Raw genomic sequence first — 19,293 nt, forward strand, 5'->3', positions numbered from 1 at the left:
CTCAGTCCTCCTCGTCCGGGCCGCGCATGTTGCCGATCGCGGGCAGCTTGTCGTTCATCTGGAACGCGCAGCCGGCCGGCAGCAGGTGCAGCGACACGTCGAACATCGCCATCGGCTCGTCGTCCGAGGCGGCGTAGGCGATGGTGGACTGCCCGGCGTCCACGACCGTCACCACCCCGGTCCCGACGACCTCGAACTGGCCGTCGCCCACGACGATCGCCGTGTCCTCGTCGATCCCGACGCCGAGCAGCCGGGTGTCGAGCGCGATGCCGCTCATCAGCCTCGGCAGCCGCCCGCGCTCGTTGAAATGCATGTCGATCAGCACGTTGTCGAGCAGCGCGAGGCCCGGGCCGACCTTCACGCTGGAGGCGGCGACCTCGTGGCCGTGCCCGCCCAGGATCATCCAATGCCCCATCGCGGTCGCGCCCGCGCTCGTCCCGGCGATGACCAGGCCCTCCTGGTCCAGCCGCCGCTTCAGCAGCTCGTTGGTCCTGGACCCCACCAGGGTCCGGATCCGGGACTGGTCGCCGCCGCTGAACAGCACGCCGGTCGCGTTGTCCAGCGCCCGCAGCGTCGCCGCGTCGTCGGCTGCGGCGCGGCCGAGCAGCCGCAGCTCCCGGACCGACGACACGCCGAGCCGCCCGAACACCGCCGTGTACTCCTCGGCGACCTCCTCGGGCACCTCCGTCGCCGTCGTCACGACCACGATCCGCGCGTCCTCGGCCCCCGACAGCTCGACGAACGTCTCCAGCGGCCCGGCCCCGCAGGTCCGGTTCTCCGCCCCACCGATGATCAGCAGCCGGCCCTTGCGTCCGACACCTGCATGTTTGACCTTCACACTGAGCTGACTACCCTTTGATCACGTGTGGTAGTCGCACGATCGCGAGGAGTCCCGGCCGGGCCGGCCGGGCCGCTGTGCCATGCTGTGCGGATGAGCGGCAGCCCCGTTCCCCCGGACGTCCCCGCCCGGCCCGCGGCAGGGCCCGCGGCAGGGCCGGCCGCCGCGCTCGCCGCCGCGTCCGCGCACTACCTGCGGGGCGAGCCGATCGACATGTCGGCGCTGGCGGCCGAGCTCGGCGTCGGGCGCGCGACCCTGTACCGGTGGGTCGGCGGCCGCGAGCAGCTGCTCGGCGCGGTCCTCGCGGAGATGACCGAGCGCACCTACCGCGACGCGGTGCGCGGCGTCGGCGGCTCGGGCGCGCCGCGGATCCTCGCCCTGCTGGAGCGCTTCATGCGCGCGGTCGTGGACGCGGCGCCGCTGAAGGCGTTCACCGAGCGCGAGCCGCGGCTGTTCATCCGGCTGGCCACCATGCCCGGCACCATCGAGGACCGCGCGGCCGAGCTGCTGGCGCGCGAGCTGCAGGCGGAGACCGACCGCGGCGCGCTGCGCGTCCCGCTGCCCACCGCCACGCTCGCGCAGGCGATCGTGCGGGTCGCCGACGCGTTCATGTACGCCCACTACCTGGGCGGGAACCGGCCGGAGATCGACCGGGCCCTGGAGGTCGTCGAGCTGCTGCTGCGCCCCTGCGCGCCCGAGAACGGCGACCGCGCGCCGGAGGCCGGCGACCGCGCGGCCGCGGCCGGCGGCCGGGAATCTCCGGGCCCCGCCGAACGCTGAACAATGGACGGCGATTGACCACTTTGTGGCCTTCGTCCGCCATGAGAGGCTAAGGCATTGGACGCATCGTCGAAAAAGGGACGGCCGGGCCGTGAGTGACATCCCCCGCCGCGCGGTGACGCGCACCGCCAAGCTGGCGACCCTCCCGCTGGGCTTCGCCGGGCGCACCGCCCTCGGGTTCGGCAAGCGGACCCTCGGCCGCCCCGCCGAGGCCGTCGCGCTGGAGGTCCAGCGCCGCACCGCCGAGCAGCTGTTCGCCGTGCTCGGCGAGCTGAAGGGCGGCGCCATGAAGGTCGGCCAGCTGCTGTCGATCTTCGAGGCGGGGCTGCCCGAGGAGGTCGCCGGCCCGTTCCGCGCCAGCCTCACCCGCCTCCAGGAGTCGGCGCCGCCGATGCCCGCCGCCACCACGCACAAGGTCCTCGCCGAGGGCCTCGGCGAGGACTGGCGCGACCTGTTCGCCGAGTTCGACGACCGCCCGGCCGCCGCCGCGTCCATCGGGCAGGTCCACAAGGCCGTCTGGCACGACGGCCGCACGGTCGCGGTCAAGGTGCAGTACCCCGGCGCCGCGCAGGCCCTGATGAGCGACTTCAACCAGATCGCCCGGCTCAGCAGGCTCTTCACCCCGCTGTTCCCCGGCGTCGAGGTCAAGCCGGTCGTCGCCGACCTGAAGCGCCGCCTGGAGAAGGAGCTCGACTACGTCGACGAGGCCCGCGCCCAGACCGCCTTCCACGACGCCTACGCCGGCGACCCCGACTTCGCCGTCCCCGCCGTCGTCGCGCAGGCCGGGAACGTGCTGGTCACCGAGTGGCTGGACGGCACCCCGCTCGCCAAGGTCATCGCCGAGGGCGGCCAGGACCGCCGCGACCGCGCCGGGCTGCTGCTGTTCCGCTTCCTGCTGTCCGGCCCGGCCCGCTGCGAGATGATCCACATCGACCCGCACCCCGGCAACTTCCGGCTGCTGGACGACGGCCGCCTCGGCGTGCTGGACTTCGGCGGCGCCGCCCGCGTCCCGGCCGAGCTGCAGTGGTCGATCGGGCGGCTGCTGCGCATCGGCACCCTCGGCGACCCCGACGAGATCGTCGACGCGCTGTGCGAGGAGGGCTTCCTCGTCCCCGACGCCGAGGTCGACCCGGAGGAGATCGCCGACCTCGTCGCCCCGCACGCCGCGCCGTTCGCGGTGGAGCGCTTCCGCTACTCCCGCGAGTGGCTGCGCGAGCAGACCGCCCGCGGCCTCGGCCTCGCCTCCGACATGCGCCCCGGCGCGCTCGCCCGCGCGTTCCGGCTGCCGCCGCAGTACCTGGCCGTGAGCCGCGCCCTGTCGGGCTGCGGCGGCGTCCTGTGCCAGCTGGAGGCCGAAGGCGCCTTCCGCGCGGAGGCCGAGCGGTGGCTCCCGGGCTTCGCCGACGATGAGGGCCCCGGGGACCTCGACGACCCCGGCCTCGACGACCAGGCGCCGGCGACCGCCTGACCCCGGGCGGGTCAGCCGAGGGCCTCGGCCTCCTCCTGCTCGACCTGGCGGTTCCAGTCGCGCTTGCTCGACTGCCAGCCGTCCTCGTCGCGGCCGCGGCGCCAGTAGCCGGAGATGGAGAGCAGGTCGAGGGGGAGGCCCCGCTCGACGCGCAGGTGGCGGCGCAGGGTCTTGACGAAGCCGGCCTCGCCGTGCACGAACGCGTGCACCTCGCCGTCCGGGAAGTCGAGCTTCTGGACGGCCTCGACCAGCAGCTCGCCGACCTCGCCGGCGCAGCGGTGCAGCCAGACGACCTCGGTGTTCGCCGCGCCGCGCAGGGGCTGCTCCTCCTCGGGGCCGGCGACCTCGATGAAGGCGCGGGCGGGGGCGCCGTCCGGGACGCGCTCGAGGGCCGCGGCGATCGCGGGCAGCGCGCTCTCGTCGCCGGCGAGCAGGTGCCAGTCCGCCCCCGGACGGGGCGCGTAGGCGCCGCCGGGGCCGTTGAACATGATCTCGTCGCCCGGCCGGGCGCCCGCCGCCCACGGGCCGGCGAGGCCCTTGTCGCCGTGGTGGACGAAGTCGATCGTCAGCTCGCGCGCCCGCTCGTCCCACGCGCGGACGGTGTAGGTGCGGGTCGTGGGCCACTGCTCGCGCGGCAGCTCGGCGCGCACCCGCTCCATGTCGAACGGCTCGGGGTAGGCGACGCCCGGGCGCGGGAACAGCAGCTTCACGTAGTGGTCGGTGAACTCCCCGGCGCCGAACTCCGCGAGACCGGCGCCGCCGAGGACCACGCGGATCATGTGCGGGGTGAGGCGCTCGGTGCGCAGCACCGTCCCCCGGTGGAGCGTGCGTCCCTTGCGTGCCGGTTCGCGTGCCGGTTCCGTCGCCATGCGTCCTCCGATGATCCGCGGTACTTAGGTAACCCTAACCCGTGCCGCTGTCCACTTTGTTCCAGAAGCTCGAACCCGGGCGCGGCGCCGGGTTACCGTCGGCTGGGCGGCCCCGGCGACGCGGACGGTGATGGCATTGGCGCTCAGCAGGCAGACGATGACGGACGAGCAGCGCAAGTCGGTGGCGCTGGAGTACCTCAAGGGGTTCGACAACGGCGGCGTCACCTCCGACGGGGCGCCGCTGCTCGACCTGTTCGCGGGCGACGCGCAGGTGTACTTCCCGAAGTGGGGCCTCGCCACCGGCAGGGACGAGATCGGCCGGCTGTTCGGCGACGTCGGCGCGACGATCAAGGCGATCCGGCACCACTACGCGTCGTTCAACTGGATCTTCTCCGGCGGCGACACGCTGGTGTGCGAGGGCACCAGCCACGGGGAGCACCGGGACGGGCCGTGGCGGGCGGGCGTCCCGGAGTGGGGCGCCGGCCGGTGGTGCGACGTGTTCGAGATCCGCGACTGGCGGATCCAGCGGGTGTTCATCTACCTCGACCCCGACTACGCCGGCGCCGACACCGCCCGCTACCCCTGGCTCGCGGACGGCTGACCGCCGGCCGCCCCGACCTGGGGCGGCGGGCCCTCCGGGCGGGGCCATCTGCGGTACGTTCGGGGGGCCTCGCGCACCCCCTCAGCCACCCGTGCCGCCGGAGGACCGGATGCCCCTGCTCGCCCAGTTGCTCGCCGCCGTCGCCGACGGCTCGGTGGAGATCGTCGACCTGACCGCGCCGCTGTCGGAGCGGACGCCGATCCTCCAGCTGCCCGAGCCGTTCGCCAACACCGTGCCGTTCCGGCTCAAGGAGATCAGCCGCTACGACGACCGCGGCCCCGCCTGGTACTGGAACGACATCGAGACCGGCGAGCACGTCGGCACGCACTTCGACGCGCCCGTGCACTGGGCCACCGGGCGCGACGGCGAGGACGTCGCGCAGGTCCCGCCCGCGCGCCTGGTCGCCCCGGCCGTGGTGCTGGACGTGTCCGACCGCGCCGCAGCCGACCCCGACTTCCTGCTGGAGATCGAGCACGTCCGCGAGTGGGAGGCGGCCAACGGCCCGCTCCCGGACGGCGGCTGGCTGCTGTACCGGACGGGCTGGGACGCCCGGTCCGGCGACCAGGGCGCCTTCCTCAACGCCGACGAGAACGGCCCCCACACGCCGGGGATCTCCGCCGAGTGCGCCCGGTGGCTCGCCGAGGAGACCCCCGTGATCGGCCTCGGCACCGAGACCGTCGGCACCGACGCGGGCGCCGCCCACGGGTTCGACCCGCCGTTCCCGTGCCACTCCTACTTCCTCGGCGCCGGCAAGTACGGCCTCACCCAGCTGCAGAACCTCGCCCGGCTGCCGGTCAGCGGGGCCGTGCTCGTCGCCGCGCCGCTGCCGATCGAGGGCGGCTCCGGCAGCCCCGCCCGCGTCCTCGCGCTGATCGAGCGATGATCGTCGCGGCGGCCGTGGGGGAGGCCCTCGCGCGGCTCGGCGCCCGCACCGTCTTCGGGGTCGCCGGCAGCGGCAACTTCCACGTCACCAACGCGATGGCCGCGCACGGCGCCCGGTACGTCGCCGCCCGGCACGAGGGCGGCGCGGTGACGATGGCGGACGCGTACGCGCGGGTGAGCGGCGGCCTCGGCGTGGTCAGCGTCCACCAGGGGCCCGGCCTCACCAACGCGGTCACCGGCATGGCCGAGGCCGCCAAGAGCCGCACGCCGCTGCTGGTCGTCGCGGGCGAGGTGGCCGCCGCCGCGGTCCGCTCCAACTTCCGGGTCGACCAGGCGGCGATCGCCGCGGCCGTCGGGGCGGTGCCCGAGCGGGTCCACTCGCCGCAGACCGCGCTCGACGACGTGGCGCGCGCCTGCCGGACGGCGGTCGCCGAGCGCCGCACCGTGCTGCTGGGCCTGCCGCTGGACGTGCAGGGCGCCGAGCTCCCGGACGGGGCGGGGCGCCGGTCCGGCGCGCCGCCCGCCGGGTACCGGCCGCGGCCGTCCCAGGTGCCGCCGCTGCCGGTGCCGCCGCCGGCGGCGGTCGCCCGGCTCGCCGACGCGCTGCGGGCGGCGCGCCGCCCGGTGTTCATCGCGGGGCGCGGCGCCCGGCTGTCCGCCGCCGGCGAGCCGCTCGCCGAGCTGGCCGCCCGCTGCGGCGCGCTGCCCGCGACGTCGGCCGTCGCGCGCGGCCTGTTCGCCGGCGACCCGTTCGCGCTGGACGTCAGCGGCGGGTTCGCCACCCCGGCCGCCGCCGAGCTGATCGGCGGCGCCGACCTGGTCGTCGGCTGGGGCTGCTCGCTGACCATGTGGACGACGCGGCACGGCGCGCTCATCGCCCCGGGCGCGACCGTCGTGCAGGTCGACCTCGACGCGCGCGCCCTCGGCGCGCACCGCCCGGTCGACCTCGGGCTGATCGGCGACGCCGCCGAGACGGCGCGGGCCGTGCTCGCCGCGCTGGCGGCGCGCGGCCACCGGGCCACCGGCTACCGCACGCCCGAGGTGGGGGAGCGGCTCGCCCGCGAGGGCCGCTGGCAGGACGTCCCGTACGAGGAGCACCCCGACGCCGAGGACGACGGCCGGCCCCGCATCGACCCCCGGACGCTGACGATCGCGCTCGACGGCATGCTGCCCCGCGAGCGCACCGTCGCCGTCGACTCGGGCAACTTCATGGGCTACCCGGCGATGTTCCTGGACGTCCCCGACGCCGACGGGCTGGTGTTCACCCAGGCGTTCCAGTCGGTCGGGCTCGGCCTCGCCACGGCGGTCGGCGCCGCGGTGGCCCGCCCCGACCGGCTCACCGTCGCCGCCCTCGGCGACGGCGGCGCGCTGATGTCGGTCGCGGAGCTGGAGACCGCCGTCCGGCTCGGGCTGGACCTGCTCGTGGTCGTCTACGACGACGAGGCCTACGGCGCCGAGGTGCACCACTTCGGCCCCGAGGGGCACCCGCTGGACACCGTCACGTTCCCGCCGGCGGACCTCGCCGCCATCGGCCGCGGCTTCGGCTGCGCGGCGGCGACCGTCCGGTGCCGCGACGACCTGGCCGCCGTGGCGGACTGGCTGGCCGGCCCGCGGGACCGGCCGATGGTCGTGGACGCCAAGGTCACCCGCGACCGCCCCTCCTGGTGGCTGGCGGAGGCATTTCGCGGTCACTGACCGTGTAGGGACGCTCTCGCTGGGAAACATCCCGCCATCACGATCATGAGCGTGTGCGCGGAACGGCGCGGCGCGCCGGCATCGCCGTGGGGGGAGCCGCCGGCCCGTCCGGCCGGGCGCGCCCGCGTTCGCGGTGGTCGTGCCCTACGCCACAGGTCCTGGAGGAGAGATGTCGCGATGGCCGATTCCCGAGCTCGCCCGGGAGATGATCGCGGAGTTCGCGGGCACGATGATCCTGATCCTGTTCGGCGTCGGCGTCGTCGCGCAGGTCGTGGCGGGGAGCGGGCTCGGGGACCCGCAGAGCCTCGGCGGGCATGACGCCATCACCTGGGCGTGGGGCTTCGGGGTGACGCTGGGCGTCTACGCGTGCGCGCGGATCAGCGGGGGCCACATCAACCCGGCGGTGACCGTCGCCTTCGCGGTCTTCTGGGGCTTCCCGTGGCGCAAGGTGCTGCCGTACTGCTTCGCGCAGGTGCTCGGCGCCTTCGTCGCCGCGCTGATCGTCCGGTGGAACTACACCGAGATCCTGCACGCGTTCGACCCCGGGCTGACCGCCAAGACGCAGTTCGTGTTCTCCACGATGCCGGGCAACGGGTCCCTGCCGATCCACACCTGGGGCGCCTTCCGCGACCAGATCATCGGCACCGCGATCCTGCTCTTCCTCGTCCTCGCGCTCGTCGACCCGCGCAACTCGCCGCCGCTGGCGAACATGGCGCCGCTCATCATCGGGTTCGTCGTGGTGGCGATCGGGATGGCGTTCGGGTCCGCCGCCGGGTACGCGATCAACCCCGCCCGCGACTTCGGTCCGCGGCTCGCCCAGTACATCACCGGATACGAGAGCGCGTGGCGGGACCAGTACGGGGACTTCTACTTCTGGGTGCCCATCGCGGCGCCGCTGATCGGCGGACTCCTCGGCGCCGCGCTCTACGTCCTGCTCATCGGGCGCAACATCCCGCCCGAGCAGGAGGTGACCGAGACGCTCGAGCCGCGCCTGAACGAGGACGATTCCTGACGGGGACCCGCCCCGCCGGCAGAAAGGGCAGAGTAATGGCCGACTTCGTCGGAGCGCTCGACCAGGGCACGACCAGCACCCGTTTCATGATCTTCGACCATGGCGGGAACGAGATCGCCCGCCACCAGTTGGAGCACGAGCAGATCCTGCCGCGGGCGGGCTGGGTGGAGCACAACCCGACCGAGATCTGGGAGCGGACCCGCGCCGTCGTCCAGAGCACGCTGAACAAGGCGAACCTCGGCCACGCCGACCTGGCCGCGTTCGGCATCACCAACCAGCGCGAGACGACCGTGGTGTGGAACCGGCGGACCGGCCGCCCGTACTACAACGCGATCGTCTGGCAGGACACCCGCACCGACCGCATCGCGTCGGCGCTCGAACGCGACGGGCGGGGGACGACGATCCGGCACCGCGCCGGGCTGCCGCCGGCCACGTACTTCTCCGGCGGGAAGATCCAGTGGATCCTGGAGAACGTCGACGGGGTGCGGGAGGCGGCCGAGGCGGGCGACGCGGTCTTCGGCAACATCGACACGTGGGTGCTGTGGAACCTGACCGGCGGGGTGAACGGCGGCGTGCACGTCACCGATCCGACCAACGCCAGCCGCACCATGCTGATGGACCTGGAGACCCTCGACTGGGACGACGAGCTCCTGTCGTTCTTCGGCGTCCCCCGCTCGATGCTGCCGGAGATCAAGCCGTCGTCCGCTCCGGAGCCGTACGGGATGACCCGTCCGGACGGCCCGCTCGGCGGCGAGGTCCCGCTCACCGGCATCCTCGGCGATCAGCAGGCCGCGACGGTCGGGCAGGTGTGCTTCGCGGTCGGCGAGGCCAAGAACACCTACGGCACCGGCAACTTCCTGCTGCTCAACACCGGTGAGGAACTCGTTCGCTCCAAGGCGGGGATGCTCACGACCGTCTGCTACAAGTTCGGCGACCATCCGACCGTGTACGCCTTGGAGGGGTCGATCGCGGTGACGGGGTCGGCCGTGCAGTGGCTGCGCGACCAGCTCGGCATCATCTCCGGCGCCGCGCAGAGCGAGTCCCTGGCCCGGCAGGTCGACGACAACGGCGGCGTCTACTTCGTCCCCGCCTTCTCCGGCCTGTTCGCCCCCTACTGGCGCTCGGACGCCCGCGGCGCCATCGTCGGCCTGTCCCGCTTCAACACCAACGCCCACCTGGCCCGCGCCACGCTCGAAGCCATCTGCTACCAGTCGCGGGATGTGGTGGAGGCGATGCGCCAGGACTCCGGCGTCTCGCTGGACGTCCTGAAGGTGGACGGCGGCGTCACCGCCAACGAGCTGTGCATGCAACTGCAGGCCGACATCCTCGGCGTCCCGGTGTCACGTCCCGTCGTCGCCGAGACCACCGCCCTCGGCGCCGCCTACGCCGCCGGCCTCGCCGTCGGCTTCTGGAACACCACCGACGAACTCCGCCAGAACTGGAACGAGGACAGGCGCTGGCACCCCACCTGGGACGACGACCAGCGCCAGACCGGCTACGCCGGCTGGAAGAAGGCCGTCGAGCGCACCTACGGGTGGGTGGACGTGGACTGAACGGCGCAGGCCTGACCGGTGCATGCGGGGTCCTTCTCAACGGGCCGCCGATGACCTAGCATCCGGTCGGTGACAGCGCCGTCACCGACCGGAGTGCGCTCCGGCCCGCCGAGAGGACCCCGCATGCCCAGACGCCTCGCCGCCGCGGTCATCGCCGCAGCAGTTCTCACCGGTGGGGGCGCCGCGACGCTCGCCGCCGGTGCCGCACAGGCCGCTCCCGCCCCGCTCCCGGTCCCGCTTCCGGCCGCGCTCCAGCCCGCTCCGCAGCAGGGCCGGGCGGAGGTCGACTTCACCGGCATCGTCGCGCTCAGCAACTGCTCGGGGTCGCTGGTGCGGGGGCCGCGGTCCCGCGACGGCGACGCCGCGCTCGTCCTGACCAACGGCCACTGCCTGGAGTCGGGGATGCCGAAGGCCGGCGAGGTCGTCGTCGACCGGCCCTCGTCCCGGACGTTCCGCCTGCTCGACCGGACGGGCCGCGGCGACCTCGGCACCCTCACCGCGACCAGGGTCGAGTACGCCACGATGACCGACACCGACGTGACCGTCTACCGGCTGAACACCAGCTACGCCGCGATCAAGAGCAGGTACGGGGTGTCCGCGCTGCGCCTGTCCACGGCCAGGCCGCACGACGGCACCGACATCCGGGTCGTGTCCGGCTACTGGCGGAAGATCTACGGCTGCCGGATCGACGCGACCGTGTACCGGCTGCGCGAGGCCGGCTGGACGTGGCGGGACTCCCTCCGCTACACGCCGGAGTGCGAGACGATCCACGGCACGTCGGGCTCGCCGGTCATCAGCACCCGGACCGGGCAGGTCGTCGGCGTCAACAACACCGGCAACGACGACGGCGAGCGCTGCACCCTCGACAACCCCTGCGAGGTCGCCCGCGACGGCGAGATCACCGTCCGCCACGGCAGCCACTACGGGCAGCAGACGTACGGGCTCGCGCGCTGCCTCGGCGCGGGCAACGACGTCGTGCTCGGCAAGGCGTGCACCCTGCCCAAGCCGTGACGCCCAAGCCGTGACGCCCAAGCCGTGACGGAGCGGCCGGGGGGTGGGCTCACCCCTCGGCCAGCAGGCCCATCCGCAGCCGGTCGAGGGTGGCGCGCAGCAGCCGGGAGACGTGCATCTGCGACAGCCCGATCTGCTCGGCGATCTGCGTCTGCGTCTTGTTGCCGAAGAACCGCAGCAGCAGGATCGTGCGCTCCCGCTCGGGGAGGCCGTCGATGAGCGGGCCGAGGGCGTGGCCGTCGATGAAGGCCTCCAGCGCCGGGTCGTCGGAGCCGAGGTACTCGCCGACCGTGCCGTTCTCGCCGCTCGGCGACCCGTCCGCCGGCGCCTCCAGCGACAGCGGGCGGTAGGCGTCGCAGGCGATGATGACCTCGACGGTCTCCTCCTCGTCGATGCCCATCAGCCCGGCGATCTCGGCGGTCGTCGGGGAGCGGCCGTGCTCGCGGGTGTACTCCTGCACGGTGCGCTGCAGGACCGGCCGCAGCTCCTGGATGCGGCGCGACACCCGGATGCCCCACGTCTTGTCGCGGAAGTGCCGCTTCACCTCCCCGGTCACCACCGGGTAGGCGTAGGTGACGAAGCGGTCGCCGATCCCCGGGTCGAACCGGTTGATGGCCTTCACCAGGCCCAGGTAGGCGACCTGCTGGAGGTCGTCGAGGGGTTCGCCCCGGTTGGCGTACCGGCGTGCCACGCCGCGCACGAGCGGGGCGTGCATGTCGACGATGCGCGCCCGCAGCCGCTCCCGCCGCGGGTCGTGCTCCGCCAGCCGGTTCATCTCCGCGAGCAGGATCTCGGTCTGGCCGTCGTTGAACCGGGTGGTCTGCGCCGACGTCATACGGTGCTCTCCTTCGCGGACGAGGCCGGCGAGTGGCAGGGGACTGTCGCTCGGTGCCGTCCCTCTACCCGCCAGAAAAGCGATCACACGGATCCGCGGGAGCCGCGCGGGTAGCGGCACCTCAGGCGGGTAACCGGGCGGTGAGGCAGGAGGTGGAGCCGTGAGCACGATCACCGAATCGGTCATCGTCACCGTCCCGATCCGCACCGCCTACGACCAGTGGACGCGGTTCCGCGCGTTCCCCCGCTCCATGGACGGCGTGGAGGAGATCCGCCGGCTCGGCGACACGACCCTGCGCTGGACGACGCGCAACGGCCCGACCCTCGCCGGCGTGGTGACGTTCCACCGCCTGGACGAGACCACCACCCGCGTCACCGCGCAGCTGGAGCTCGACCCCGAGGGCCTCGCGGGGCGGGCCGGGGACCGGACCGGCGCGCTGACGCACCGCGTGCGGGGCGACCTGCGCCGCTTCAAGACCTTCATCGAGGCGCGCGGCGCGCGGAGCGGTCCGGCGGCCGGCGCGGCGAAGGCCGACCGCCCCGGAAACTGACCGCCGCTAGGATGGGGAGGCCATGCCCTCCCCTCCCGTCGACCCGGACGTCGATCTGCACGACCCGCGGCAGCGCGCGGAGCTGCCCCGGGCGCCCTGGGGGACGCTCGGCGCGATCTCGGCGGGCGGCGTGCTCGGCGCGCTGGCCCGGCACGGGCTGGGCACCGCGTTCCCGAGCGGGCCGGGGGAGTTCCCCTGGGCGGTCTTCTGGGTCAACGTGTCGGGCTGCCTGCTGATCGGCGTGCTGATGGTGCTGATCACCGAGGTGCGTCCCGCGCACCCGCTGGTCCGGCCGTTCCTCGGGGTGGGGGTGCTCGGCGGCTTCACCACGTTCTCGACCTACACCGTCGACATCCAGCGGGCGGTGGAGCACGGCGCGCCGCGCGTCGGGCTGGCCTACCTCGCGCTGACGCTCGCCGCCGCCCTCGCCGCCGTCTTCACGGGGGTGCGGCTGACCCGGGCGCTCACCCGCCGCCGGGCCCCCGAGGACGCCGCGTGACGATCCTGCTGATCGCGCTCGGCGCCGCGCTGGGCGCCCCGCTGCGCTACCTGACCGACCGGGCGGTGCAGGCCCGGCACGACTCGGTGTTCCCCTGGGGCACGTTCACCGTCAACGTGGCGGGATCGTTCATCCTCGGCCTGCTCGCGGCGCTCCCGGTGGACGGCGGTGCGATGGCCTTCGCCGGGACGGGCTTCTGCGGCGCCCTGAGCACGTACTCCACCTTCGGTTACGAGACGCTGCGGCTGGCCGAGACCGGTGCCCGCTCCTACGCGCTGCTCAACGCCGCGGCCAGTATCGCCGCCGGCCTCGGCGCCGCCTACTGCGGCATGGTCGTGGCGCAGGCGCTCCCCGGTACGTGAGTCCGCCCCGGCATGTGCGTTCGCCGGGGCGGAACGGGGGCAGAAAGCTGGTGCGGCCCAGGCTCGCAGTTCAGGGCACTTGGCTCCGAGCCGACGAGTGGGCCGCGAGGTGACTCTGCCCCGCGGGCCGTGACCGTAAACCGGAAGGTGTCTGAAGTGTCACGCGGAGGGCAGCACGGCATGCCGTGCGGGGCATGGCCGGGGCCGTGCCGGCATGGGCGGGACCGCCCCGGGTAGCAGGTGGCCATGGCGAGCTCAGGGCGGCGGATGCGGGTCCTCGTGGCCGGGTGGCCGAGCTTCCTGCACGGTGAGGCCACGGCGGGCGACGTGCTGGCGATGGAGGCGGTGCGGCAGGGGCTGGCCGCGGCCGGGGTGGAGTGCGACCTGGCGTGGAGTCCCGTCTTCCGGCCGGGCGGCCTCGACCTCGACCACGCCGACCCCGCCGGCTACACGCACGTGGTGTTCGCGTGCGGGCCGCTGCGCGGGCCGCAGATCGAGGAGCTGCACCGCCGCTACGCGCGCTGCGTCCGCGTCGCCGCGGGCGTCTCGGTCGTCGACCCGGACGACCCCGCGGTCACCGGGTTCGACGCCGTGCTGCCGCGCGACACGCCGGCGGCGGCGCCGCGGCACGACCTGGCGGCGCTGCCGGAGAGCCCGTCGGTGCCGGTCGTCGGGGTCGTCCTCGCGCCGGGCCAGCGGGAGTACGGGCCGCGGCGGCTGCACGACCGCCTCGCGCGGGAGCTGACGGGCTGGCTCGGCGCGCGCGGGTGCGCGCGGCTGCCGCTGGACACGCGCCTCGATCCGCGCGACTGGCGCACGTTCGGCACGGCCGCCGAGTTCGAGTCGGTGCTGCGCAGGCTCGACCTGGTGGTGACGACCCGGCTGCACGGCCTCGTCCTGGCGCTGAAGAACGGGGTCCCGGCGCTGGCCGTGGACCCGGTCGGCGGCGGCGCGAAGGTGACCGCGCAGGCGCGGGCCTGGTCGTGGCCCGCCGTGCTGACCGTCCCCGAGCCGGCGGCGGGGCCGGGCCGGGAGGAGGAGCCGCTGCTGGACGCGGCCGAGCTGGACCGGTGGTGGGCGTGGGCGCTGTCGCCGGAGGGGGCCGGGCGGGCGGCGGCGGTCCGGGCGGACGGGAGCATGATCGGCGAGCTGCTGGACGTGCTCGGCGCGCGTTAAGGACCGGATATTTCGGGCAGTTTCTGCATTTCAGACGCAGGAAGGAGCGTCCGCCATGCGGCATGAGGAGTTCATCGGACAGGTCCAGCACCGCGCCCACCTCTCCGGGCACGGCGAGGCCGAGCGGGCGACACGGGCCGTCCTGGAGACCCTCGGCGAACGGATACCCGAGGGGCTCGCCGACAACCTCGCGGCGCAGCTGCCGCACGAGATCGGCGAGCATCTGCGCCGGACGGAGGTCTACGGCGGCGCGGGAAGCGGCGAGCGGTTCGACCGGCACGACTTCATCGAGCGGATCGCGGTCCGCTCCGGTGCCGACGAGCCGCGCTCGGCCTACCTGGCCCGCGTCGTGCTGGAGGTGACCGACGAGGCGACCGAGGGGGCGGTGGCGGACAAGGTGCGGCACAGCCTCCCCGCGGATCTGCGGGACCTGGTCGCGGCCGGCCACAACGGCTGAGCGCCGGGCCCGGCCCGCACGCCCGCGAGACGGCCGCGGGGGACTCCGCTTCCCCGCGGCCGTCTCGCGCGTGCGGCCCGTCAGGCGGGGCGGGCGACGAGCAGCTCCCGGCCGAACCACTCGATGGTGCCGCGCAGCCCCTCCTCGACCGTGATCTTCGGACGCCAGCCGAGCACGTCCTCGGCGAGGGCGGTGTCGGGGCGCCGGACGCGCGGGTCGTCCTGCGGCCGGTCGATGAACCGGATCCGGGACGCCGAGCCCGTCAGGTCGATGATGTGCCGGGCGAGGTCGGCCATCGACACCTCGTAGGGGCTGCCGATGTTCACCGGCCCCGGGTGCCCGGACAGCGCGAGCGCGAGGATGCCGCGGACGGTGTCGTCCACGTGGCAGATCGAGCGGGTCTGCGAGCCGTCGCCGGTGACGGTGAGGTCCTCGCCGGTCAGCGCCTGCCGCAGGAACGTCGGGACGGCGCGGCCGTCGTCGGGGCGCATCCGCGGCCCGTAGGTGTTGAAGATCCGCACGATCGCGGCGTCCAGGCCGCGGGCGTGCCGGAACGCCGAGGTCAGCGCCTCGCCGAACCGCTTCGCCTCGTCGTACACGCTGCGCGGGCCGACCGGGTTCACGTTGCCCCAGTACGACTCGGGCTGCGGGTGCACCAGCGGGTCCCCGTACACCTCCGAGGTGGAGGCGAGGACGAACCGGGCGCCCTTGGCCTCGGCGAGGTCCAGCGCGTGGCGGGTGCCCTGGCTGCCGACCTCCAGGGTCTGGATCGGGAACCGCAGGTAGTCGGCCGGCGAGGCGGCCGAGGCGAGGTGGAAGACGTAGCCGACCTCGCCGGGGACGCGCACCGGTTCGGTGAGGTCGCGCTTGAGGAACCGGAAGTCCCGCCGGCCCGCCAGGTGCGCGATGTTGCGGGACGTCCCGGTGAGCAGGTTGTCCATGCACACCACCGAGATCCCCTCGGCGAGCAGCGCCTCGCACAGGTGCGAGCCGAGGAAGCCGGACCCTCCGGTGACGACGGCGCGTGGATGTCTCATCATTGCCTCCTCATCAGTTCACGCGGGTGCGTGCGGGCGGGCCGTGCGGGCGAGCACTGTGGGCGAGCACTGAGGGCGAGCACCGCCGCCGCGGCCTCGACGGCCTGGTCCGCGGAGATCTCCAGCAGTCCCGGGCAGGGCTCGCGCCCGTGCGGGTCGCCGCGGCGGCCCGCCCACAGGACGCGGTGCTCGGCGCGGCCCGGCGGGCCCCACCGGCTGGGCGGCGTCGGGCCGAACAGCAGCACCGACGGCGTGCGGAACGCGGTCGCCAGGTGCGCGACGCCGGTGTCGCCGCACACCACCAGCCGGGCGCCCGCGACGAGCGCGGCCAGCTCCGGCAGGGACGTGCGGCCGGACAGGTCGGCGGCCGGGTCCAGCCCGGCGAGCCCGGCCACCCGGCGCGCGAGCGCGGTCTCGCCGCGGCCGCCGGTGACGACGACGCGCTCGCCGCGGTCCCGCAGCGCCGCCGCGACCGCCGCGAACCGCTCGGCGGGCCAGCGCCGCGCCGGGAACGCGGCGCCGGGGTGGACGACGGCGGCGCCCGGCGCGGGCGAGGCCGCGGCCGGGGCCGGCAGGTCCAGCTCGCGCGGGTCGGCGCGGAACCCGTACCAGGCGGCGAGCCGGCACCAGCGCGCCACCTCGTGCTCGGCGCGGTCCCACGCCGGGCCGCCGGCGTGCCCCGCGGCGGGGCAGCCGAACGCCAGCAGCCGGCCGGGCTCCAGGGCCGCGAGCAGCCGGTGGCTCCGCGGCCCTGACCCGTGCAGGTTGACGGCGGCGTCCACCGGGCCGGCGGCGCGGAGCGGGGCGTCCAGGCCGTCCGCCGGGAGGACGTCGTCGACCGCGCCGGTCGCGCGGGCCAGCGGGCCGAGCACCGCGGGCGCCGCGAGCGTGATCCGGGCGTCCGGCAGCCCGCGCCGCAGCGCCCGCAGCGCGGGCACGGCGGTGAGCAGGTCGCCGAGCCCGAGGGCGCGCAGCACCAGCGCGCGGCGGGCCGTCACGGCCACGACGGCTCCTGCGAGGGGCAGACGACGAGTTCGCGCACCTCGCACCCGGCCGGCTGCGCGAGTGCGAACGCGATCGCCTCCGCGACGTTCTCGGGCCGGTTCAGCTTGGCGTCCGCGCCCGGCTTGTACTGGTCGGGGCGGCCGTCGAAGAACGCGGTGTCCATCCCGCCCGGCACGATCATCGTGACGCCGACGCGCCCGGCCGTCTCGGCGGCGAGCGCCCGGGTGAACCCGACGACCCCGAACTTGGACGCGCAGTAGGCGGTGGCGTCCGGCAGCGCCCGGAACCCGAGCGTGGACGCGACCGTGACGATCCGCCCGTGCGGCTCGTTCTCCAGGTAGGGGAGCGCGGCGCGGGCGACGGCGGCGGTGCCGAGCAGGTTCACCTGCACGACCCGCTCCCAGTCCTCGGCGGGGACCTCGCACAGCGTCCCGCACGCGTCGATGCCGGCGGCGGTCACGACGGCGTTCAGCCCGCCGGCGGCGCGCGCCAGCCCGTGCACGGCGCGCTCGGCGCACCGCCGGTCGGCGAGGTCGGCCTGCATGTGCTCGAAGTCGTCCTTCGGGGGGTGCCGGTCGAGGATCAGGGGCCGTCCGCCGCCGTCGGCGACCTTGCGCGCGACGGCCGCGCCGAGCCCGGATGCGCCTCCGGTGATGAGCACGTTCATGACGCGGTTCCCTTCTTCGTGGACAGCAGGCGCGTGGTGGAGCGCCCTTCCAGCAGGGGCAGCAGGACGATCTCGCCGTCGTGGGCCCGGACCGTCTCGGCCTCGGGCAGCGTGGTCCCGGCGTAGTCGGCGCCCTTCACCCACACGTCGGGGCGCAGCCGCTCCAGCAGCGGCGCCGGGGTGTCGTCGTCGAACACCACCGCGGCGTCGACGTCGCTGAGCGCCTCCAGCACCCGGACCCGGTCGGCGGCCGGCGTCACCGGCCGCGTCGGCCCCTTGCGGCGCCGGACGGACGCGTCGGAGTTGACGCAGACGATCAGGCAGTCGCCGAGCCGCCGCGCCTGCTGGAGCAGGCTGACGTGCCCGGCGTGCAGCAGGTCGAAGCAGCCGCCGGTCGCCACCACCGTCCCGCCCGCGCGCCGCGTCCGCTCGACGATGTCCCAGGCGTCCTCGCCGCGCTCGGGCACGAGCCGGGCGGTCCCCGTCTCGGCCAGCTGCGCCGACAGCGCCGCGGCGGCCCCCGCCCGGACGAACTCCGACGCCCGGTTGACGCCCTCGGTGACGGCGGCGGTGAGCGCCGCGCCGTCGGCGAGCGCGCCGGCCGCCCCGGCGGCGAAGCTGTCGCCCGCGCCGCACGAGTCGCCCCGCGCGGGCCGGGCGGGCGCGAGGAACGGCGCCTCGGACCCGTCGCACAGCAGCGCGCCGTCCGCGCCGAGCGTGACGGCGACGCCCTCGATGCCCCAGGCGCGGCCGAGGTGGCGGCCGCGCCGGCCGGCCGCCGCCAGCCCGAACCCGGCGATGTCGGCGCCGTCCGCGGCGGCCAGCCGCGCCGCCTCCTGCTCGTTCGGGGTGAGCAGCCGGACGCCGGGGACCGGCGGCTCCCCGCGCGGGTGCGGGTCCCAGACGACCGGGACGTCCGCCGGCAGCGCGCCGAGCAGCGACCGGACGGCCCGGTGCCGGGTGACGCCGCGGCCGTAGTCGGCGACCAGCACGGCGCCGGCCCCCGCGATCGCGTCGGTGACGCGCGGACCGACGGGCCCGTCGAGGGCCTGCCCTTCCCCGGCGTCCAGGCGCGCCACCGACTGCCCTCCGGACCGGATGCGCAGCTTGCAGGGCGTCCCGCCGTGCAGGTGGAACGCGGCGACCTCCAGGTGCCGCTCCAGCATCGCGCGCAGCCGCCGCCCCGGCTCGTCGTCGGCGAGCGCCGTGACGAGCACGACCTCCCGCCCGTCGGCGGCCGCGAGCAGCGCGGCGAGGCCGGCGCCGCCGGGGCGGGGCAGCTCCTCGGCCCCCTCCACGACGGGGACGGGCGCGTCCGGGCACAGCCGGCTGCTGGTGCCGACGATGTCGATGTCGAGCAGGACGTCGCCGACCACCACGAGTGGCGCGGTCATGGCGCCTCCTTCCGCTCAGGCATGGCTGACTCCGAGCGCCTCGTCCACCACCCCGCACAGCAGGTGGATCGCCGCGAGGTGGATCTCCTGGACGGTCGAGGTGGTCCCGGCCTCCACGGTGACCGCGTCGTCGCACGCCGCGGCGAGCGGGTTCGGGCCGGGCCCGGTGACCGCCCAGGCCGCCATCCCGAGCCGCCGGGCGCGGTGCGCCGCCGCGATCACGTTGGGGCTGCGGCCGCTGGTCGACAGGCACACCAGCACGTCCCCGGGGCGGCCGTGCGCCTGCACCTGCCGCTCGAAGACGTTCACCGCGCCGTAGTCGTTGCCGATCGCGGTGACCGAGGAGGTGTCGCCGTGCAGCGGGATCGCCGACAGCGGGCACCGCTCGCTCTCGAACCGGCCGACCAGCTCGGCGGTCAGGTGCTGCGCCTCGGCGGCGCTGCCGCCGTTGCCGCAGGCCAGCAGCCGCCCGCCGCCGCGCAGCACGCGGGCGAGGCGGCGCCCCCAGCCGTCGAGGACGGGCACCTGGTCGCGGAACAGCAGGGCCGCCTCGGCGAGCGCCTCCAGCCGCCGGTCGTGGACGGTGGACGTGCGGGTCCCGA

At 75.2% G+C, this 19,293-nt stretch carries 21 protein-coding genes; 13 read left to right on the top strand and 8 right to left on the bottom strand.

Going from position 1 to position 19,293, the window contains the following annotated elements; all coding sequences use genetic code 11:
- Position 1 precedes the first annotated feature (1 nt).
- Positions 2–838, bottom strand: coding sequence for a cyanophycinase (locus HUT06_RS20225; protein ID WP_176197168.1), 837 nt, complete (start codon positions 836–838; stop codon positions 2–4).
- 93 nt (positions 839–931) lie between these two features.
- Here HUT06_RS20225 and HUT06_RS20230 point away from each other — a divergent pair, with 93 nt between their 5' ends.
- On the top strand, positions 932–1,618 hold the full coding sequence (locus tag HUT06_RS20230) for a QsdR family transcriptional regulator (protein WP_176197169.1): 687 nt from the start codon (positions 932–934) through the stop codon (positions 1,616–1,618).
- Between the two features lie 91 nt (positions 1,619–1,709).
- The gene (locus HUT06_RS20235) at positions 1,710–3,086 is read left to right on the top strand and encodes an AarF/ABC1/UbiB kinase family protein (protein WP_176197170.1); all 1,377 of its coding nucleotides are present in this window, start codon (positions 1,710–1,712) and stop codon (positions 3,084–3,086) included.
- A gap of 11 nt (positions 3,087–3,097) precedes the next feature.
- Here HUT06_RS20235 and HUT06_RS20240 read toward each other — a convergent pair whose 3' ends face one another.
- Positions 3,098–3,955, bottom strand: coding sequence for a siderophore-interacting protein (locus HUT06_RS20240; protein ID WP_176197171.1), 858 nt, complete (start codon positions 3,953–3,955; stop codon positions 3,098–3,100).
- A gap of 157 nt (positions 3,956–4,112) precedes the next feature.
- Between HUT06_RS20240 and HUT06_RS20245 the strand changes: the two genes are divergently transcribed.
- The 6 genes from HUT06_RS20245 to HUT06_RS20270 all read left to right on the top strand — a co-directional run bounded on the left by HUT06_RS20245 (position 4,113) and on the right by HUT06_RS20270 (position 10,709).
- Positions 4,113–4,556, top strand: a complete 444-nt coding sequence (locus tag HUT06_RS20245; RefSeq protein ID WP_254715289.1) for a nuclear transport factor 2 family protein — start codon at positions 4,113–4,115, stop codon at positions 4,554–4,556.
- A gap of 109 nt (positions 4,557–4,665) precedes the next feature.
- On the top strand, positions 4,666–5,439 hold the full coding sequence (locus HUT06_RS20250; protein ID WP_176197173.1) for a cyclase family protein: 774 nt from the start codon (positions 4,666–4,668) through the stop codon (positions 5,437–5,439).
- Complete coding sequence (locus HUT06_RS20255; RefSeq protein ID WP_176197174.1) at positions 5,436–7,133, top strand: thiamine pyrophosphate-binding protein; 1,698 nt, start codon at positions 5,436–5,438, stop codon at positions 7,131–7,133. Before HUT06_RS20250 ends, HUT06_RS20255 begins: the two co-directional genes overlap by 4 nt.
- Before the next feature lie 169 nt (positions 7,134–7,302).
- Positions 7,303–8,145, top strand: coding sequence for an MIP/aquaporin family protein (locus tag HUT06_RS20260; protein ID WP_176197175.1), 843 nt, complete (start codon positions 7,303–7,305; stop codon positions 8,143–8,145).
- Between the two features lie 35 nt (positions 8,146–8,180).
- Positions 8,181–9,698 (top strand): glycerol kinase GlpK, encoded by a 1,518-nt coding sequence (gene glpK, locus HUT06_RS20265; protein ID WP_176197176.1) that lies wholly within the window; start codon positions 8,181–8,183, stop codon positions 9,696–9,698.
- Positions 9,699–9,821: 123 nt separating this feature from the next.
- Positions 9,822–10,709, top strand: a complete 888-nt coding sequence (locus tag HUT06_RS20270; protein WP_176197177.1) for a serine protease — start codon at positions 9,822–9,824, stop codon at positions 10,707–10,709.
- 49 nt (positions 10,710–10,758) lie between these two features.
- Here HUT06_RS20270 and HUT06_RS20275 read toward each other — a convergent pair whose 3' ends face one another.
- Positions 10,759–11,544 carry a SigB/SigF/SigG family RNA polymerase sigma factor gene (locus HUT06_RS20275; protein WP_176197178.1) on the bottom strand — a complete coding sequence of 262 codons (786 nt, stop codon included), beginning with the start codon at positions 11,542–11,544 and terminating at the stop codon, positions 10,759–10,761.
- Positions 11,545–11,704: 160 nt separating this feature from the next.
- Here HUT06_RS20275 and HUT06_RS20280 point away from each other — a divergent pair, with 160 nt between their 5' ends.
- From HUT06_RS20280 to HUT06_RS20300, 5 genes are all read left to right on the top strand, one after another.
- On the top strand, positions 11,705–12,094 hold the full coding sequence (locus HUT06_RS20280; RefSeq protein ID WP_176197179.1) for a cyclase: 390 nt from the start codon (positions 11,705–11,707) through the stop codon (positions 12,092–12,094).
- A 22-nt stretch (positions 12,095–12,116) separates the two neighbouring features.
- Entirely contained in the window at positions 12,117–12,593 is a 477-nt protein-coding gene (locus HUT06_RS20285) for a CrcB family protein (RefSeq protein ID WP_176197180.1), read from the top strand.
- On the top strand, positions 12,590–12,955 hold the full coding sequence (locus tag HUT06_RS20290) for a CrcB family protein (protein WP_176197181.1): 366 nt from the start codon (positions 12,590–12,592) through the stop codon (positions 12,953–12,955). The genes HUT06_RS20285 and HUT06_RS20290 overlap by 4 nt, the downstream gene beginning before the upstream one ends.
- 246 nt (positions 12,956–13,201) lie before the next feature.
- Positions 13,202–14,131, top strand: coding sequence for a polysaccharide pyruvyl transferase family protein (locus HUT06_RS20295; RefSeq protein ID WP_217711357.1), 930 nt, complete (start codon positions 13,202–13,204; stop codon positions 14,129–14,131).
- Positions 14,132–14,186: 55 nt separating this feature from the next.
- Complete coding sequence (locus tag HUT06_RS20300) at positions 14,187–14,588, top strand: DUF2267 domain-containing protein (RefSeq protein WP_176197182.1); 402 nt, start codon at positions 14,187–14,189, stop codon at positions 14,586–14,588.
- Positions 14,589–14,668: 80 nt separating this feature from the next.
- On the opposite strand, the gene HUT06_RS20305 is transcribed toward HUT06_RS20300, so the two are convergent.
- Genes HUT06_RS20305 through HUT06_RS20325 form a run of 5 tightly spaced genes read right to left on the bottom strand, consistent with a single transcriptional unit; the run spans position 14,669 to position 19,216 of the window.
- Positions 14,669–15,625 (bottom strand): UDP-glucuronic acid decarboxylase family protein, encoded by a 957-nt coding sequence (locus tag HUT06_RS20305; protein WP_217711785.1) that lies wholly within the window; start codon positions 15,623–15,625, stop codon positions 14,669–14,671.
- Positions 15,625–16,629, bottom strand: a complete 1,005-nt coding sequence (locus HUT06_RS20310; RefSeq protein WP_176197184.1) for a glycosyltransferase family 9 protein — start codon at positions 16,627–16,629, stop codon at positions 15,625–15,627. Before HUT06_RS20310 ends, HUT06_RS20305 begins: the two co-directional genes overlap by 1 nt.
- On the bottom strand, positions 16,620–17,297 hold the full coding sequence (locus tag HUT06_RS20315) for an SDR family oxidoreductase (protein ID WP_176197185.1): 678 nt from the start codon (positions 17,295–17,297) through the stop codon (positions 16,620–16,622). The genes HUT06_RS20310 and HUT06_RS20315 overlap by 10 nt, the downstream gene beginning before the upstream one ends.
- Positions 17,294–18,691, bottom strand: a complete 1,398-nt coding sequence (locus HUT06_RS20320) for a PfkB family carbohydrate kinase (protein ID WP_176197186.1) — start codon at positions 18,689–18,691, stop codon at positions 17,294–17,296. Before HUT06_RS20320 ends, HUT06_RS20315 begins: the two co-directional genes overlap by 4 nt.
- Before the next feature lie 15 nt (positions 18,692–18,706).
- The gene (locus HUT06_RS20325) at positions 18,707–19,216 is read right to left on the bottom strand and encodes an SIS domain-containing protein (protein ID WP_254715779.1); all 510 of its coding nucleotides are present in this window, start codon (positions 19,214–19,216) and stop codon (positions 18,707–18,709) included.
- Between the last annotated feature and the right edge of the window lie 77 nt (positions 19,217–19,293).

This window comes from Actinomadura sp. NAK00032 (assembly GCF_013364275.1).
GTDB lineage: Bacteria > Actinomycetota > Actinomycetes > Streptosporangiales > Streptosporangiaceae > Spirillospora.

What these genes read in the sequence shown, in the direction of transcription:
- HUT06_RS20245 (WP_254715289.1), top strand. Translation starts at nt 4,113, where the DNA reads ATGACGGACGAGCAGCGCAAGTCGGTGGCGCTGGAGTACCTCAAGGGG.
- HUT06_RS20300 (WP_176197182.1), top strand. Translation starts at nt 14,187, where the DNA reads ATGCGGCATGAGGAGTTCATCGGACAGGTCCAGCACCGCGCCCACCTC.
- HUT06_RS20295 (WP_217711357.1), top strand. Translation starts at nt 13,202, where the DNA reads ATGGCGAGCTCAGGGCGGCGGATGCGGGTCCTCGTGGCCGGGTGGCCG.
- HUT06_RS20315 (WP_176197185.1), bottom strand. Translation starts at nt 17,297, where the DNA reads ATGAACGTGCTCATCACCGGAGGCGCATCCGGGCTCGGCGCGGCCGTC.
- HUT06_RS20285 (WP_176197180.1), top strand. Translation starts at nt 12,117, where the DNA reads ATGCCCTCCCCTCCCGTCGACCCGGACGTCGATCTGCACGACCCGCGG.
- HUT06_RS20255 (WP_176197174.1), top strand. Translation starts at nt 5,436, where the DNA reads ATGATCGTCGCGGCGGCCGTGGGGGAGGCCCTCGCGCGGCTCGGCGCC.
- HUT06_RS20270 (WP_176197177.1), top strand. Translation starts at nt 9,822, where the DNA reads ATGCCCAGACGCCTCGCCGCCGCGGTCATCGCCGCAGCAGTTCTCACC.
- HUT06_RS20305 (WP_217711785.1), bottom strand. Translation starts at nt 15,625, where the DNA reads ATGAGACATCCACGCGCCGTCGTCACCGGAGGGTCCGGCTTCCTCGGC.
- HUT06_RS20240 (WP_176197171.1), bottom strand. Translation starts at nt 3,955, where the DNA reads ATGGCGACGGAACCGGCACGCGAACCGGCACGCAAGGGACGCACGCTC.
- HUT06_RS20230 (WP_176197169.1), top strand. Translation starts at nt 932, where the DNA reads ATGAGCGGCAGCCCCGTTCCCCCGGACGTCCCCGCCCGGCCCGCGGCA.
- HUT06_RS20275 (WP_176197178.1), bottom strand. Translation starts at nt 11,544, where the DNA reads ATGACGTCGGCGCAGACCACCCGGTTCAACGACGGCCAGACCGAGATC.
- HUT06_RS20250 (WP_176197173.1), top strand. Translation starts at nt 4,666, where the DNA reads ATGCCCCTGCTCGCCCAGTTGCTCGCCGCCGTCGCCGACGGCTCGGTG.
- glpK (WP_176197176.1), top strand. Translation starts at nt 8,181, where the DNA reads ATGGCCGACTTCGTCGGAGCGCTCGACCAGGGCACGACCAGCACCCGT.
- HUT06_RS20320 (WP_176197186.1), bottom strand. Translation starts at nt 18,691, where the DNA reads ATGACCGCGCCACTCGTGGTGGTCGGCGACGTCCTGCTCGACATCGAC.
- HUT06_RS20260 (WP_176197175.1), top strand. Translation starts at nt 7,303, where the DNA reads ATGTCGCGATGGCCGATTCCCGAGCTCGCCCGGGAGATGATCGCGGAG.